13 protein-coding genes are annotated in these 15,676 nt (G+C 58.5%); 8 read left to right on the top strand and 5 right to left on the bottom strand.

The window, feature by feature from the left end; translation table 11 throughout:
* Nucleotides 1-9: 9 nt before the first annotated feature.
* The 8 genes from K7J14_RS11885 to K7J14_RS11850 all read left to right on the top strand — a co-directional run bounded on the left by K7J14_RS11885 (nucleotide 10) and on the right by K7J14_RS11850 (nucleotide 10,459).
* A complete protein-coding gene (locus tag K7J14_RS11885) occupies nucleotides 10-921 on the top strand; it encodes a tetratricopeptide repeat protein (RefSeq protein WP_230756535.1) in 912 nt (303 codons plus the stop codon).
* Nucleotides 906-1,916, top strand: coding sequence for a tetratricopeptide repeat protein (locus K7J14_RS11880; protein ID WP_230756532.1), 1,011 nt, complete (start codon nucleotides 906-908; stop codon nucleotides 1,914-1,916). The genes K7J14_RS11885 and K7J14_RS11880 overlap by 16 nt, the downstream gene beginning before the upstream one ends.
* 3 nt (nucleotides 1,917-1,919) lie before the next feature.
* A complete protein-coding gene (locus K7J14_RS11875; RefSeq protein WP_230756529.1) occupies nucleotides 1,920-3,593 on the top strand; it encodes a hypothetical protein in 1,674 nt (557 codons plus the stop codon).
* A 65-nt stretch (nucleotides 3,594-3,658) separates the two neighbouring features.
* Nucleotides 3,659-4,282: a MotA/TolQ/ExbB proton channel family protein gene (locus K7J14_RS11870; RefSeq protein ID WP_230756526.1), complete on the top strand. Its 624-nt coding sequence runs from the start codon at nucleotides 3,659-3,661 to the stop codon at nucleotides 4,280-4,282.
* Nucleotides 4,272-4,673 (top strand): ExbD/TolR family protein, encoded by a 402-nt coding sequence (locus tag K7J14_RS11865; protein ID WP_230756523.1) that lies wholly within the window; start codon nucleotides 4,272-4,274, stop codon nucleotides 4,671-4,673. Before K7J14_RS11870 ends, K7J14_RS11865 begins: the two co-directional genes overlap by 11 nt.
* A gap of 15 nt (nucleotides 4,674-4,688) precedes the next feature.
* On the top strand, nucleotides 4,689-5,681 hold the full coding sequence (locus K7J14_RS11860) for a hypothetical protein (protein ID WP_230756521.1): 993 nt from the start codon (nucleotides 4,689-4,691) through the stop codon (nucleotides 5,679-5,681).
* A complete protein-coding gene (locus tag K7J14_RS11855) occupies nucleotides 5,678-6,367 on the top strand; it encodes an HAD family hydrolase (protein WP_230756519.1) in 690 nt (229 codons plus the stop codon). The genes K7J14_RS11860 and K7J14_RS11855 overlap by 4 nt, the downstream gene beginning before the upstream one ends.
* A 36-nt stretch (nucleotides 6,368-6,403) precedes the next feature.
* Nucleotides 6,404-10,459, top strand: a complete 4,056-nt coding sequence (locus K7J14_RS11850; RefSeq protein ID WP_408033990.1) for a SpiroCoCo family coiled-coil protein — start codon at nucleotides 6,404-6,406, stop codon at nucleotides 10,457-10,459.
* Nucleotides 10,460-10,476: 17 nt separating this feature from the next.
* Here K7J14_RS11850 and ispF read toward each other — a convergent pair whose 3' ends face one another.
* The 5 genes from ispF to K7J14_RS11825 are packed head-to-tail and all read right to left on the bottom strand — an operon-like array spanning nucleotide 10,477 to nucleotide 15,370.
* Nucleotides 10,477-10,956: a 2-C-methyl-D-erythritol 2,4-cyclodiphosphate synthase gene (ispF, locus tag K7J14_RS11845; RefSeq protein ID WP_230756513.1), complete on the bottom strand. Its 480-nt coding sequence runs from the start codon at nucleotides 10,954-10,956 to the stop codon at nucleotides 10,477-10,479.
* The gene (locus K7J14_RS11840) at nucleotides 10,953-11,693 is read right to left on the bottom strand and encodes an IspD/TarI family cytidylyltransferase (RefSeq protein ID WP_230756510.1); all 741 of its coding nucleotides are present in this window, start codon (nucleotides 11,691-11,693) and stop codon (nucleotides 10,953-10,955) included. Before K7J14_RS11840 ends, ispF begins: the two co-directional genes overlap by 4 nt.
* A 3-nt stretch (nucleotides 11,694-11,696) precedes the next feature.
* The gene (locus K7J14_RS11835) at nucleotides 11,697-12,311 is read right to left on the bottom strand and encodes a CarD family transcriptional regulator (RefSeq protein ID WP_230756507.1); all 615 of its coding nucleotides are present in this window, start codon (nucleotides 12,309-12,311) and stop codon (nucleotides 11,697-11,699) included.
* Nucleotides 12,312-12,345: 34 nt separating this feature from the next.
* Nucleotides 12,346-13,962, bottom strand: a complete 1,617-nt coding sequence (locus K7J14_RS11830; RefSeq protein ID WP_230756503.1) for a peptide ABC transporter substrate-binding protein — start codon at nucleotides 13,960-13,962, stop codon at nucleotides 12,346-12,348.
* Nucleotides 13,955-15,370 carry a hypothetical protein gene (locus tag K7J14_RS11825; RefSeq protein WP_230756500.1) on the bottom strand — a complete coding sequence of 472 codons (1,416 nt, stop codon included), beginning with the start codon at nucleotides 15,368-15,370 and terminating at the stop codon, nucleotides 13,955-13,957. The genes K7J14_RS11830 and K7J14_RS11825 overlap by 8 nt, the downstream gene beginning before the upstream one ends.
* Nucleotides 15,371-15,676 lie beyond the last annotated feature (306 nt).

The following is a 15,676-nucleotide window of genomic DNA, read 5'->3' as shown; positions in this document are numbered from 1 at the left end:
AAGGATTTTGTGCCGAAAACCGCATCGTGCGTTGTTCATAGCGTAACTATTCTCGCTTTTCTGCTTGCTTTCCCGGGCAGCCTCGCCGCCGACCCGCGCGATGATCTTCTGGCCGCCAGGGCGCTTCCCGCCCGCGAGGCCGTCGCTCATTTGGAAAAGGCGCTGCCCCGTGCAGGAGAACTCCAGCCCTGGTACCTCCTCGAGCTTGCCCGCCTTGAAGGCGAACAGGGAAACTGGAGCAAGTCTCTCTCCTGGAGCAGCCGCCAAACTGCCGCTCCGGAGGAAATAGCCGATCAGGCGGCCCGCTGGCACGGAGAAGCCCTCTATAAGCTCGGTAAAACCGGCGAAGCCCGCTCGATCCTGAAATCCCGCCTCGATTCCGGTAAAACCGCCGATCCCCAGGTCTACCTCTCCTGGTTCCGCGTCGCTGACGAAGGAACCGCGGCCCGGCTTTCAAGCTTCGACGCTGCCTTTCCCTCTCTCCGCCAAACCGATCCTGCAGCCTGGGCCCTCTCCCGCTACCTGTCAGGGCTTTCCGCCGTCCGCGAGGGCGACTGGAAACAGGCCGTCGACTCCCTGTCCCGTTTTACCCCCGATCAGGAAGCCGGCTTCCCCGACCTTGCGCCCTGGAGCCGCTATTATCTGGCTTACAGCCAATACCGGCTCGGCCTCTGGGCCGACTCCGTGCGCACCTTCACCGGCTACCTGGACGGCTGGAACTCCCACCCGCTTTCCTGGCAGGGCGCGACCACCGCCGCCCTCGCGGCCGTTCAGGCCGGAATCGACCCCCTTCCGCTCGCCGAACGCGCGGTGCGCCTCGCCCCTCGGGCCCGGAAATCGCCGAATCGTCCCTGCTCAAGGCCTCGATCCTCATCGATAAAAAGAAATACGCCCCCGCCGGCGAAGTGCTTTCCGGCGTAGCCGACGGCTCCGCGACCCGCGGCAGAACAGCCCTCGCGCCCCGCGCCTGGTTCATGTACGGCGAAATAGCCGCCCGCCAGAACAAACCCGCCCTGGCGGAGGAACGCTGGCTCCGCGTCCACGCCGATTTCCCCAAAGATCCGCTCGCGGAGGAAGCCTTCTTCCGCGCCGGAGAAAACTGGTTCGTCGCCGGCGACTTCCGCAAAGCCGTCGCCCTTTTCGAAAAATACCGCAAAACCTGGCCTTCCGGCCGCTACCTCGAACCCGTCCTCCGCCTCGGCGGCGAGTCCCTGGGCTCTTCCGGCAACCCCGACCTGGGCATTCTCTGGCTCGAAGAATGCGTCCGAAAATTTCCCAAAGGCTCCGCCGCGCCCCAGTCCTACCGCATCCTCATCCGCCTCTCCAAGGAAAAAGGCGAATACGCCGCCGCTCTCGCCCACGCCCGCGCCTACCAGTCCGCCTGGAGCGAAGAAGCCCGCCTCGACGACATGGAACGCGAAATCGAGGAACTCTCCTCCCTCTCGAAGGGGCTCTCCCCGGACGTCGCCTCCCTCCACAGCGCCTACCTCCGCTCCGGCCGCGCCTCCACAGCGGAAGGCCGCTCCGCCGGTCTGCGCCTCGCCCGCGTCTGGCTCGCGGACTGGAATAAACGCAGCGAAGCCCTGGACCTGCTGCGCGAAATCACCTCCAGAAGCCCGTCCTCCTTCGACTCTCTCTCACGGAACGACCGCAGTATTTTCGGTACCGCCTGGACCCTTTTGGCAAGCGCGCTGCGAGAAAACGGCTCCTTCCGCGAAGCCTCCTCCGCCTTCCTCTCCGCCGGCGCTATCTTCTCCTCCCTCGACGCCGAACGCTCCGCCGAAGCCCTCTACGGCGCCGTCGACAGCTTCCTCCAATCCGGACAAACCGGCGACGCGGATAAAACCCTCGCGACGATGGAGAAAAAATGGCCCGACTCCCTCTGGACCCGCCGGGCCTCTCTTTTACTGGAGTAATGAATGAACAAACAATTGAAACTGAAATACCGATATGCAGCTTCTCTTCTCATTTTGACTGCTTTCAGGGCTTTCGCCTCCGACATTTCCGTGCCGGACATCGAAACCCGCATACGCAACACCGGCAACGCCGTTCCTGAAGGCGCGCTGCCTTCGCTGCCGTCCCCCTTTCCGGCGGCCGTCCCGGAATATCCTCCCGTTCCGCTTCCGCAAGATCCTCCCGCCGCGGAAGCCGAACCGCTTCCCGCGGAACCCGTTTCCCGGGAGCTTCCCGTCCCGGACGTTCCCGAAGCCCCGCGCCCGGTCATAGGCTACGCTCTTCTCGGGGCCGGCTATCCGGGACTCCTCAAGGGCGAACTCTTCGTCCACGGCTCGAAAGCTCGAAGCGCCTCTTCCGGCTCTCCCGAGGCATCCCTGCATTTCGCCTACGACGCGGCGGACGCCTACACCGGCTCATCCGTCGGCGAAGCCTTCTTCGACCGGTCGATCGATCTCCGCGCCTCCGTCCGCCATACACCCGGAATCCAAACCGGCGTCTGGTCCCTCGACTCCTCCCTCTCTTCCGGATCGGACGGTTTTCAGGGCAAAAACGACCGCTACTGGTCCTTGAGTTCGCGTGAAATCGCCTGGAACGGCGCCTATTCATCCCGGACTGAATCCGCTCCCGGAGCCTATTGGGGAGCCTCCTTCGCCGGCCTTTCCCGCCTGGCTTCTCCCGATTCCCTTGCGGGATCAGTCGAACCCTATGTTAACGAAACAATAACCGACGCCGCCTCCTATCAGATCATCCCCGGCATTTCAGCCGGCTGGGCCGGCTCCGCTTTCGGCGGAACCGCCGATATATCTCTTTTCGGCGGCTACTTTTTCGAAGGCATGGCCGATATCGGCGAATTCCATCAGGGCTCCGGGGATCTGTCTCTCCTCTGGGAACGGAGCTTCTTCCGCGCGTCGCTTTCAGGCGGACTCCGCTACGATAGCGAAGACGGCGTTCTCGCCCCCTTTGCCACGGCTCTCGACTTCGACCATCCTCTGGAGGCGTTGAGTCTTATCCACGTCTCGGCGGGCTTGAGCGCCGACCGCGCGTCCCCCTGGGATCTCGCTCCCGATCATCCCTTCGTCGAGCGGAACCGCTTAAGCGCGCTTTCTTCCGACTGGTTCGCTCAAGCGCAAGCCTCGGTGACGCCGGCCGAGCGGGTTTCCTTTTCGACCGCCCTTGCGTGGAAAAAGACTGCCTTCGGGCGCGGCGTCCTCGCGGTTACCGATACCCTTGATCAGTCCTCGCTTTTAGAAACGGCCCGGGTCGAGCGCAACAGCCTGGAGTCCTCGCTTGCCCTCGCCTGGACGCCGTCGGTCTTCACACTGGAAGCCGCCTGGAACGCCCAGTGGCTCGATCTTCTCTGGAAGGACGGCGCCCACGAGGCCCGCTTCTCAGCCGGAGTTAAGTCCCCCGGTCCGCGTCCCCTCTGGGACGCGCGCGCGCAAGCCCTCGTCGCGCTGGATTACGAGGCCCTGCCCGAAATCGGCGTAACCGCGACCCTGCGGCCCGCCGACATGCTGTCTTTCATCGTGTCCGTAGAAGACGGATTGTCTCCGATGCTGGGAGAAACCCGGTACCGGCTTGGAAATTACGCCCTGCGCAGCGGATCTTTTTCAGCGTCTGCCCGCGTGGACTTTTAATACACGGGCGCTTCGAAAAAAAACTCGCTTTTTTTCCGAAGCGCTCAATACTCTGGAGGTTGTACATGTTTTCAATTTTAATAGGCGGCGGCCCGGTAATGATTCCGATAGCGCTCAGCGCCGTGATAGCCACGGTGATCATCATCGAGCGGCTCATTTTCTACAGCGGCATTAAAAAGGGGGAGCGGGATCTCCTTCCGCGCATCCGCGCGAGCATCGACAAGGGCCATTACGACGAAGCCGCGGCCATCTGCGATACCGTGGAAAGCCCCGTGTCCCGGCTGATGAAGACGGGAATCGCCTACCGCGATTTTTCAGAGGCTTCCATAAAGGAAGCGGTGATGAATCAGGCGAACCGGGAAATTCCCCGGCTTGAACGCTATCTTTCCACCCTCGGCACCGTGGCGAACATAGCGACCCTCCTCGGCCTTTTGGGAACCGTTACCGGCAACATCCAGGCCTTCGGCGTCCTGGGGGACATGGGCTCCATGGGAAATCCCGCCGTTCTCGCCGGCGCCATTTCAGAAGCCCTGGTTACCACCGCGACCGGCCTTATCGTGTCCATTCCCGCCATCATTTTCTACAACTACTTCATCGCGGAGGTGAACCGCATGGTAACGGAAATGGAAGCGTCCGTGAGCGACCTGGTTCTCCTTTTGGTCGCGGAGAAGAAAAAGCATGAAGTTTAAGCGGAGACTCGAAACGCGCGCGGTCGTCGATCTGGTTCCCATGATCGACGTGGTGTTCCAGCTCATCCTCTTTTTTCTGGTTTCCACAACCTTCGCGGTGCTGCCGGGCATCTCCCTCGATCTTCCAAAATCCTCGACCGCCCAGGGCGTGCGCACGAACGGCATCACCATCACGGTGGAAGCAGACGGCGGCCTCTACGTCAACACCGAACGGGTGGAGATGGAAGCGTTGGACGCGGCCCTCGAAGCCCTCGGCACGGACATTCCACGGGATGCCGTCCCGGTGAGCCTTGAAGCCGACTCTGCCGTGCCGAACGGACGGATCGTCAACGTCCTGGACTCCCTGCGGAGAACGGGCTTCGTCGGCGTAAATCTCCGGACGCGGGAGTAAGGGGTTGCCGAAGTGATGGATTTTAACCAGTCGGACCGCGATCGCCTCAAGAAAAGCGCATTGTTTTCTCTTCTTTTTTACGCGGTTATCGGGCTTTTCTTCATGCTCTTTCCGGAAACCCTGCGCCCGCCGAAGACTGTCGAATACCAATCGGTGAAAATTCTCCTTAACCCCCCTGAGCGCGAAATTCCGCCCCCGGCTCCGCAGAAAATCGCGGAAGTTCAGGAGCCCGAACGCGTTCCGGCGGCGAACAAAGCGGCTCCCTCTTCGGCGAAGAAAGCCCCGCCCGCGCCCGCGAAATCTGCTCCCGCGAAGCCCGCCGCCGCGAAGGCCAAGCCGGCCGAACCGGCGCGGCAATCCTCCGGCCTGGGCATACCAAACTTCGATAAACCGGTTGTTTCGTCTAGCCGCGATACGGGCGAGGCCGAATTCCTCGATTTTACCGCTTCCGAACAATCCTCTCCCGTCGAACGGAAGAGCCTCCCTTCGGGCGGCCGGCAGGATCAGGTTTTCGAAGGAAGCGCCGGAAGGGTGGACTCTTCTCCCTCGGGTCCGGTCTCGGCGGTTTCTTCGACCGCGCGGCAAAAAACCGACGCCTCGGAGTCCACAGAACGCAGCCTCAAAGAAATCGGCGCCGCAACGGCCGGCTCCCGCGACGGATCGTCGTCTTCCGCTTCCTCGGCGTCGGCATCCGATTCCCGCTCTGTCTCGACCATTCCGGAACTTTCGTTCGAAGGCGCCGCGAGAAGGCTTCTCAGTCCTGCAAACCCGAAAATAGAGCTTCCCCCGGAACTCATTGTCCTCATCACTTCTAATCTCGATGTGACCATCGGCTTCCGGGTTCGCGCCGATGGCTCTGTCATTTCAGGGAGCGTCTCGTTCACTCCCTCCGCGAGCCTTCCCCCCAAGGTGCAGGATTTTCTCCGGAGAGAGTTTTCCCGGTGGAGGTTCGAAGCCGGTTCTTCCGATGGACAGGCAGGGTTTCTGTATAGTATAAAAATAAAATGAGATCCAGAATCGACGCAGTTGCCTTTGATATCGACGGGACCCTGTATCCCGACCCGTCCCTCTTCGTCCGCCTGATTCCCTTCGTGCTGCGCCGCGGCCTCTGGCTCGCTCAGTTCGGACGCGTCCGCGCCGAAATGCGGATATGGCAGGAAGAACACCCCGGCCAAACCAGATCCGATTTTTTCGAATGGCAGGCGGGGCTCCTCGCGAAACGGACGGGACGAACTCCTGAAGAGGAGCGCGAACGCCTGGACTCTCTCGTGTATCGGGGCTGGCAGCCCGTCTTTTCGCGCGTGCCCCTTTTTCCTCACGTCCGTGAATGTTTTCTGGCCCTTAAAAAAGACGGATTGAAGCTCGGCCTCTTATCGGATTTTCTTCCCGAACAGAAAGGAGACGTGTGGGGCCTCGCTCCACTGTGCGAAGCCGTTCTCGGTTCGGAAAATTCGGGAGCCCTGAAGCCCTCTGCCGCTCCCTTCGAGGATCTCTCGAAGGCTCTCGGCGTTCCCGCGAACCGCATCCTCTACGTCGGAAACTCTGTCCGATCCGACGTGCGCGGCGCTTCGAACGCCGGCATGCTCACCGCCTGCATCGTCAGTCCCCTTGCCTGGCTGTTGGGCAAGAGAATTCCCGAAGCCGATATTTCCTTTTACTCCTATCGCCAATTAGAGCGGTTTGTGCTAGAATAACTGATATTATTCTGTACAAAAAGGGCAGGCCCGGCAATGTTTTTTACTCCCGGAAACATCATAACCCTCATATTATCATGTACCCTGGTTATCGTTTTCCGCCAGTTGGATAAAAGTAACCGCTCTATCGAAAAAGTTAAAAAATTCGGCGACAAGCTCAAGGAAGACCTGGAAGCCTTCATCAAGGAAAAAACCGGGAAGCTGGAAGAATCGACTATTTCCCTCGACGTCGAGCAGCAGCGCGCGATAGCCGCCGTGAAGCGCCTCGAGTCCATTCGCGAAGATATAACCCGCCGGGAAGAAGCGCTCCTCCAGCGCACCCAGGCGATCGCCGACATGGGAAAGCGCATAGACACCTACGAGCAAACCATCAAGCAGCTGATGGAGATGACTTCCGCTGCCGAGGAAAACTTGAAGCGCATTGCCTCCGAATCGGATTTCGCCGATTCCCTCGGACGGAAAATCCTCGCATCCCGCAAACAGATCGAGGAAATCTCCGCCGCGATCCCGGCTCTGCGCGACGACTTCGCCCGACAGAATAAAATCGTTATTGAAAATATTCACGCCGAAACCATCACCGGCTGGAAGGAAACCGTCCGGGATCTTTCCGTAAAAATCGAATCCACCCGGAGCGAAACCGAGAACATCCTGAACCAGACGACGACCGGCCTCACGGCGCTCTTCCAAAAGGGCTTCGCGGAAGCCGCCAAGCGCGCTGACTCCCTCGAGGATTCCTCCTTCCAGAAACTGAAAGAGCAGGCCTCCGAAAGGCTCGCGAAATATAAAGCCGCCATCGAAGAGAAAACTGCGGCCCTGAACGAACTGGCCCGCGAAAAGCTGCAGGATGCCCAGCATCAGTTGAAAGCCTTCCGCTCCGATTGGCAGAGCGAATCCTCAGCCCTCTCGAACGCCCTTAAAACCGAAACTGCGGAAGCCCTCGCGGCCGCCCGTGCGGACATCGACAGCCTGAAAATCGCCGTCGCCGGGGAAACTGCGGCGCTCTCGGAGTCCCTGCAAACCGAAACTGCTTCGCTCTCGAACGCCCTTAAAACCGAAACTGCGGAAGCCCTCGCGGCCGCCCGCGCGGACATCGACAGCCTGAAAATCGCCGTCGTCGGGGAAACTGCGGCGCTCTCGGAGTCCCTGCAAACCGAAACTGCTTCGCTCTCGAACGCCCTAAAAACCGAAACTGCGGAAGCCCTCGCGGCCGCCCGTGCGGACATCGCCCGGCTCGAGGAAGCCGTACGTACAGATACGTCGAAGGCCGCAGAAATCGCTAAAACCGAATCCGCGCGCATCATCGAAACCCTGCGCAGCGAATCCGAGCGGGACATCGCCGCCCTCCGCTCTCACTCCAGGGAGTCCGTGGAAACGCTGAGAAGCGAAACCTTCGACGCGCTGGATGCGTCCCGCACCGAGCTTCTTTCCTCTCTTTCCGCCGCGCAAAAGGAAGTCTCGTCTTCCATCGACGAATTGCGCGACGAGTCTCAAGAGCGTCTTTCTTCGATCAAATCCGAGATCGCCCGCTTCGTACAGGCGGCTCAAACCAAAATATCGGCAACCGAACAGGATCACTCATCCCGTCTTGCGTCTCTCGAGTCTTCTCTGCGGGATTCGGAATCCGCCGCTCAAGAGCGCTCTGAAACCCTTCTCGGCGGCCTGAACGAACGGGTCAGCGAGCTCGATTCGCGCGTCGCTTCGATTTCCTCCGCCATCGAAAGCGAGATTGAAACCTTCGAACGGAGCGTCCGCGAACGGCTTGAAACCGCCGTCCACGGAGCGGAAGACTCTTCCCGGGCGATACTCAACCGCATCGCATCTATGGACGAGTCCCAGTCCGCGTCACTCTCGGAAGCCTCGTCCCGGCTCGAAAAAGAGCTCGAACAGGTTTCATCGAAAATTTCAGGAGATTTCAGCCGCGCCTCCGGCGAGGTTCAGTCCTCTCTTTCCCTGCTGCGCTCGGAACTCGCGGACCGGCTCCAACGCTTCGAAACGCATATCGGAGACGTCGAGCGCCTGGACGGCGAACTCAGGAATCGGATGGCCGATACGGCCCGCCAGGTGCAAAACGATTTTTCCGGCTTCGTCCAGGAACAGCAAAACCGCTACAAGGAATTCTCGGAACGCTTCCTGTCTTCCGGCGAAACGCTTTCCTCAAGAATGCAGTCGCTTGAACAGGGCTTGAACGAATTGAAGGCCCGCGCCTACGAGAACGTCTCCGAAAAGCTCAAGGTCTTCGAGGACGACTTCTTCTCCGACCTCGCCCGCCGCGGCGAGGCTATCACAGCCGCCCTCGACAACTGGAAATCCAACGTCGACGCCCGCCTCGACGCGCTCACGGCTGAAAGCGAATCTTCGCTCAAGGAAACAGAGGCCCGCCAGGCCGTCCAGTTCAAGGAGCGGCTGTCGGACATCGCGGAGCAGTACCGGGTCCAGTCCGATCGGCTGGAGGAGCAGATTTCTGCGATCGAATCGGAGCTCAGGGGCCGAATCACCGCGAGCGATCAGTCCCTGCTTTCCTTCGTCGAACAATACCGCGCCGAATTCGAACAGGCTCGTTCCAAAGCCGCTCAGCACGCCCAGACCGAACTCGACGCCCACGCGCACAGCATACAGGAAGCCCTCCGCAGGCAGGAGCGCGAAATCGAGCAGCGCACTAAGGAATTCGCGCACTCGATGGACGCGTCCAGGTCGGACGCGGAAACCCTTATCGAAGGCATCCGCTCCGATTTCTCCGCCTGGCAGGCCAAGAACGAACAGAATCTGGCCTCGGCCCGCGCCCTGGTCGAAGACCGCGTCGCCGCTCTGGAGACCTCTGCCGCGGAATCCATCTCGAACATACAGTCGTCCTGGGAGTCATCTTTCAGGGAATTCCTCGCGGGAACGGAGGACGAACGCGCCGCACTCGCAGCTCAAATTTCCTCCCTCCGCGATGCAATGTCCAAGGCCGGCGAGGACTTCAACCATCGATCCGCCGAGGCCCTCAAAGAGTTCCGGGCGTCGTACCAAACCATGTCGGCCGAGACCGAACGCCAGATCCGCGAAACCGGAATCGAAACCGACCAAACGCTGCGGTCGCTCAAGCTCATGGTGCAGGAAATCCGCGAAACAGTCGACCAGAACCGGGACAAGCTCTTTCAGAAGCTCCAGTCTGACGCCGCGGATCTTTCAAAGAACCTCGAGGAAATCGACCGGAAGCAAAAGGGCTTCATCGCCCAGACGAAGATTTTCGAGCGGGCGGATCAGCTCAAGGTCGCCCTGGAATCGGATATCGAAAGCCTGCGGGCAGAGGTTTCGCGTCTAGACGTATACCGCGACAGCATGAACTCGCTCGAACAGCAGTACAACAGGGTGCGCAAGCTCGAAGAGGAAGCGACGCAGAAAGTCAGCAAGGTTTTGTCGGAGAAAAAGCGCATCGATCTTCTGGAAACCGATTTCACCAATCTCATGGCCCTCTCCGAATCGGTCGACCGGAAGATGGCGGAACTCACCGTCACCGACGACGATATTCAGCAGTACCAGGTGCAGATCAGGCGCTTCGAGGATTCCATCGCCGAGGTCAACGGCAGATACGAACGGCTTGAGAAAAAGGGCCTCGTGCTCGATCAAACCGTCGTCGGCATCGACCGGGCCTTTGAAATGCTGAAAGAGTTCGAGTCCGAGCTGCAGGAATACCGCAAGTCCATGTCCGTCATGCCCGGCGAGCTTACCGGACTTCGCGGGGACGTGGACGCCCTGCTCGAAGAAAAGAACAAGATCGGAACCGCCGTCGAGCGTCTTTCGACGCTGGACTCCACGCTCTCCGATATCGAAGAACGCATAGAAAAAATGCAGAAATCCCGCGAGTGGCTCGCCCGAACCGAGACCCGGCTCGAAGAAATTTCCAAACAGTCCCAAGACCAGTTGAAGCTTCTGGGAGACATTCTAAAGGAAGACGGACCGGCTAAAAAGACGAAGGGAGCTCCTCCCGTCGGAATACGGGAGAATGTCGTGAAGCTGGCGCATCAGGGCTGGAAGGTCGACGAAATAGCTCGCGCCCTGCATCTGTCGCGCGGCGAGGTTGAACTGATTTTGGAATTGCCTCAGAAATAGGGCTTTGCGGATCGGCCTTAGTCCGGCTTGCTCAGAAGGCAGACCGTCCACGCCTGGACGGCTTCGCCTCTGCCGATGAACCCTATGCCCTCTCCGGTTTTCGCTTTTACGAAGATTTTCTCCGCGGGCACCGACAGCACCTGCGCTATAGACTCCCGCACTTCTTTCCGCCAGGGCAGGAATTTCGGCTCCTGCAGGGCGATGACGCAGTCGATGTTTTCCAGCGTCCAGCCGTCCCGTACGACAGCCTTCCACGCTTCCTCGAGGAGCATCTTCGAATCCGCCCCCTTCCAGCGCTGATCGGAGGGCGGGAAAAACTCGCCGATGTCGCCGAGGCCGGAGGCTCCCAGGACGGCGTCCGTCACGGCGTGCAGAAGCACGTCTCCGTCTGAGTGGCCGTCTTCGCCCTTGCTGTACGGTATTTCGATTCCGCCGAGCATGAAGGCCCTTCCTTCGACCAGCCGGTGAAGGTCGTATCCCAGTCCTATCCGTATCATGCGAGATCCTCCGGAAAAGTTATCTTTCTGTTTTCCCTGTCTCCCGGGCACACGAATACGTCGCCTTCGTAACGACCCCAGATTTCAGCGTCGTCCGTATAGGTCCTGCCGTCTCCGGCGGCCTTTCGGTGGGCTTCCAGCAGCGGAGAAAAGCGGAATCCCTGCGGAGTTTGTACGGCGGCGATGAATCTGCGCTCCAGGTGGCGGATGATTCTGCCTTCCTCGTCGATTTCCTTCTGCGTATCCACCGCGGCAATTCCGGGAACGGCGGCTCCTCTTTCCTCGGTCGTTCTTTGCACCGCGTCTATGAGGTCGCAGCTGATCCAGGGGCGGGCGCCGTCGTGTACCAGAACGGTGCCCGGCGCATCGTCGCCCGAAAGGGATTCGAGCGCGCGGAATACCGACTCCTGGCGGGTAGAGCCGCCTGATATGAATGAAAGGCGTGTGTTGTTTCGGGTTATCAAAGGAGCGATGCGCGGGTCCTCGGCGAGAACACGTGCCGCATCGGCCTCTCCGCGCTCGGGGACCGTGACGACTATCGAGTCGAATCGGTATGCGGACGACAGAAAGGCGTGCACTGCGGCCGACAAGACGCTCACGCGACCGGATTTCGCGCCGCTGGAAGGATCCGGAAGACTGCCTGCCGGGAAACCCGGCAGCGTTCGGTATTCTTTTTTAAGGCCGGAACCCATACGGGACGAGCTTCCGGCCGCGGTAATGACTACTGAGCGATTCATATGTCAATCGTCGATTTCGTCGGCTTCTTCTTCCTCTTCCACAAGATCGTTGTCCATGAAGTCGTCGTCGTCGTCTTCCACCACTGCGGCCGCGCCCTTTACGGGTTTAACGGTTTCTACTCCGAATGGTTCAAGATGCGTATGAATGAGCGATTCGACTTCCTTGCGGGGCATGTCGAGCGCGTAGGTTATTTCGTCTTCAAGGAGCTTGCGCGCTGAATCGTAGAGTTTTCTTTCAAGGATCGGAAGCTCCTTGATTTTGCTGCGGTGGTACAGGGAGCGGACAATCGTCGCGATATCGATGACGCTGCCTTTTTTCAGGAGGTCGAGGTTGATCTGATATCGAAGCTTCCAGTCGGAAGGAATGGGTTCGAATTCTTCGGAGATCAAATCGAGGGCTTTCCGCGCTTCCTCGGGTGAAACGATCGCTCGTATCCCGAGTTCGGCCGCCTTTTTGACGGGAACCATTACGGTCATGTCGGACACTTCAAGATAAATCACGTAATACATGACGGCTTCGTTCTTGAAGGACTTCTCTTTAATCTCGGTGATTCTCCCAACGCCCTGGCTGGGATACACGATTTTCTGGTCTACAGAATATATTGCGGCTTCGCTCATATCTTATCGATTATAGCACAGAAAACTGCTCTGGTCAAAGCCCGCGGGCTCCGGGGACCGCCATCGCCACGCCGGGAAGGGGCTTCGCCGCCACGAAGCGGACGAACTTGAAGGGATGAATATCCAGCGCGTTCGTGTACCAGCCGGCGATTCCGTCGAGATCGATTACGTTGAAAGACGGGTTGTGTGCGACCGGCAGAATTATGCCTTCCCCGAGCAGGAGTTTTTCAGCTTCCGCCAGGGCCGAGTATCTGTCTTTCGTTTGTTTTTTTCCTGAGGCGTCCAGAATGAGCTGTTCATATGCGTCGTTCTTCCATCCCGAATCGTTCAACGAGGAATTAGGCCTGAACATTTCCAGGAAAGAAAGCGGATCGGCGAAATCTCCGATCCATGACGTGATTCCCAGGGAATAATCGTCGCGCCTCAGGGTGTTGTAGTAGGTTCCGTAGGGAATGACCCTGATTTGGACGGAAAAGCCTAGTTCTTCCCAGGCTGTTTTCAGTATTTCCGCAAGCTTCTTGAACGAGTCTGCTTCGGGGATGCTTATTACGAGCGGAAGTTCGGTTTCAGGATTTAGAATTCCCGCTTCCTTGAGGAGACGAGAGGCTTCAGCCGGGTCGTTGGAACTCACTCCGTCGAGTTCCGGATATCCGGCGATCGGGAACACGAGGGTTTTCGCGGGGATCAGATAGCTTGATCTGAGCTCTTCCCATGGCACTGCCTTGAGCAGGGCCTGCCTGACGCCCTTGTTCGAGCCGAGGCCCCAGGTGGTGCGGAAGAAAAAGTACTCGGTCGCGAACATGGGATTGATGTGGATCGACGCGCTGTCGAGTACGCGCGAAACATTCACCGATCCGGCGAGCCAGTGAATCTCTCCCCGGTTGAAACGGGAGGTGAGAACGTCGGGATCGTCCGAAAGGACGAGTTTGATCGACGGAAGCTCCACCCGGTCTGCGTCCCAGTACTGCGGGTTTTTTTCCAGGAGTATCCGTTCGCCGTCGACGCTTGCAACGGAGAATGCTCCGCTCGATATCGGCGGTTCCTGTTTTTCGCCGGCTTTTGCGGATAACGCAAGATCCCGGGGATGAACCGCGCTGAAGGCGTGGTGGCACAGAATTTTCGGCAAATGCTCGGTTCTCGAAACCAGCTCTATCACCAGAGTCCGCGGACCGCTCGCCGTGATTCCTACGAGAGCCGGATCGGACGTTTCGCCGTTGCGGTATGCCGCGGCCCCCGCGACCGGATCGAGCAGGGACGCGTACGGAGCGCTGAGATCGGGATTTAAAAGCGCGATAAGAGAGTTTTTGAAGTGTTCGGCAGTAATCCGCTCGCCCGTGGAAAACTTCGCGTTCTCCCTGAGCGTGAAGGTCCATTTTTTTCCGTCTTCGCTGACGGTCCAGGATTCGGCGATCGCCGGGACGGGTTCAAGATCGAAGGGGTCGTATACGAAGAGTCCTTCGAACACGGCAGAAAGAATCTGAGCCTCGTCCGCGTTATAGGCGTAATGAGGGCGCCATTCCGGCGCGGACGCCGAGATGTTGGCGACGAATTCTTCCTGCGGGTAGGGTTCTGCGGAAAACACATAGGCGACGCTTTGAAAGAACAGGATGCTCGCGGCGAGAAGAAGAGGCGTTTTGGTGCATTTAACCATGAGTAATTCCCAGTTTTTTGAGTTGTTGCTGTTCTTCCACCTGGGAAGCGTATTCGGCCCTGCATTGGTTGGCTTTTACGATATTGTTGCGGATCGCGGATATTTCCACCTTAATTCCCCTCACTCTGTCTCTGATTTCCGGCGGGGCGTTCTGCTTAAAATAATCGTCGAGCCCCGCGCACTGCTTCAAAACCGTTCCGAGTTCTGCGAGGTTACGGGTGAGAAGATCCAAAATTTGGGACTCGTCCATGAGTTCGATTTTTTGAAACGCCGGGGAACTGCGCAGGGTGAAGCCGGTGAAAATTCTTGAACGGTGGCGGATGTCCTCGATGAACTCCGTAAGGTTGAGCTGCTCGCGCTTGCCGGTCTGAGTGGCCGGATCGATCGAGGTAATCCAGATGAGTTCGTCCTGTTTTTTTATGTTGAACGCTTTTTTCAGGAGTTCTGAAAACTTCTCGAAAAAGCTTTTTTCGATGTTCGCGAGCAGATGGTTGTTTTCCGCGAGTTTTGCGACGATTTCGTCGAGCTGAGGCGAGACGCTGCCGAGCGTTCTGATTCCGTCGAGGAGGACAGGCTTGAGGCTTTCGGCGGAAGCGGTTTTTGTTTGGTTTTGTTTGGAAATCGCGAGGCGGGCGAGAAGCTCCTGCTGCAGAACCGCGTGTTCGGGGGAATATTCTTCTTTCAGAATTTCTTCGATCAGCTCGGTGTAGAAGGGCTGGTCTTTCATGTTGACGGCGAAAGATTTTTTAATTTCCTTGAGCGCCGCGGATGTTCCGTTTGAAAGGCTTGCCGGATTGATCACCGCTCCGGGCATGACCATCTTGCGAACGGCTGTTTTATAGCGTTCGCGGTGGAAATCGGTGAGCATTTTCAGCGTTTTGGTGATCGAGATCGAAGATTTGCTGAGCTGGGTGAGGGCGTCGTTGATGATGCTGATCGACAGGGGATCCGAGCCGTTCCGTATGTTGTTCACGAGATCCGCGAGACCCTTCGTGTTGGGGCGGGTCGAGGTGATGGAGAACGATTCCCAGGTGAAGGTGCGGTTCAGCGCCACCATTTTTTGAATACGGTCGGTAGCGAGGTAATCGCAGTTGAACTGATAGTAGTTGTTGAGGTAATCAAGCATGGCTTCGTACTGCGAAAGCCGTCGTCCTATGATCGCGGCCTTTTCATTATCGCTGAACGTGTCCTCGGGCGGAACTTCTATATCAGCCCGCTTGCTGTCGTAGTTGTACGGATCATCCCTGATCACGCCCTTTTTTTGCAATACCGTCAGAATCGTTTTCGACGCGCTCTGCATTATCCGGAATTCTTCCTGGAGCTTTGGGAGAAGCATAGAGTCGAAATACTGCTGGCGTTCCATGATCGCCTGAAAAAGGAGGTCGTTAAAAGACTGGTTTTGTTCCATAACTGGTACCATTATCGGTTAAAAACCGCGAAACGGCAAGGCATAGGTTAGCCCTGATGCCGTAAAGGATCTTGACATGGCATAAAACGGGGGCTATTCTCGTATTACAGGCGATAACGGAGACGAGTAGCCGGAGAACCGAACCATGAGAGAAGCGGATCAGCTGCTGGAATCGACATTCCCGCACAGGTTGAGAGTCCGCCGGTTCCGGTCCCGATGAAAACCCCTCCCGAGCCGCCGCGGGGAACAGCTTGTATTCAAGCCTATGTATCTGCGGCCGTTTTCCGTGCGTTAACGGCGATGAGA

Source organism: Teretinema zuelzerae (genome assembly GCF_021021555.1).
Lineage (GTDB): Bacteria > Spirochaetota > Spirochaetia > Treponematales > Treponemataceae > Teretinema > Teretinema zuelzerae.
This window is presented reverse-complemented; position numbering and strand designations above follow the sequence as displayed.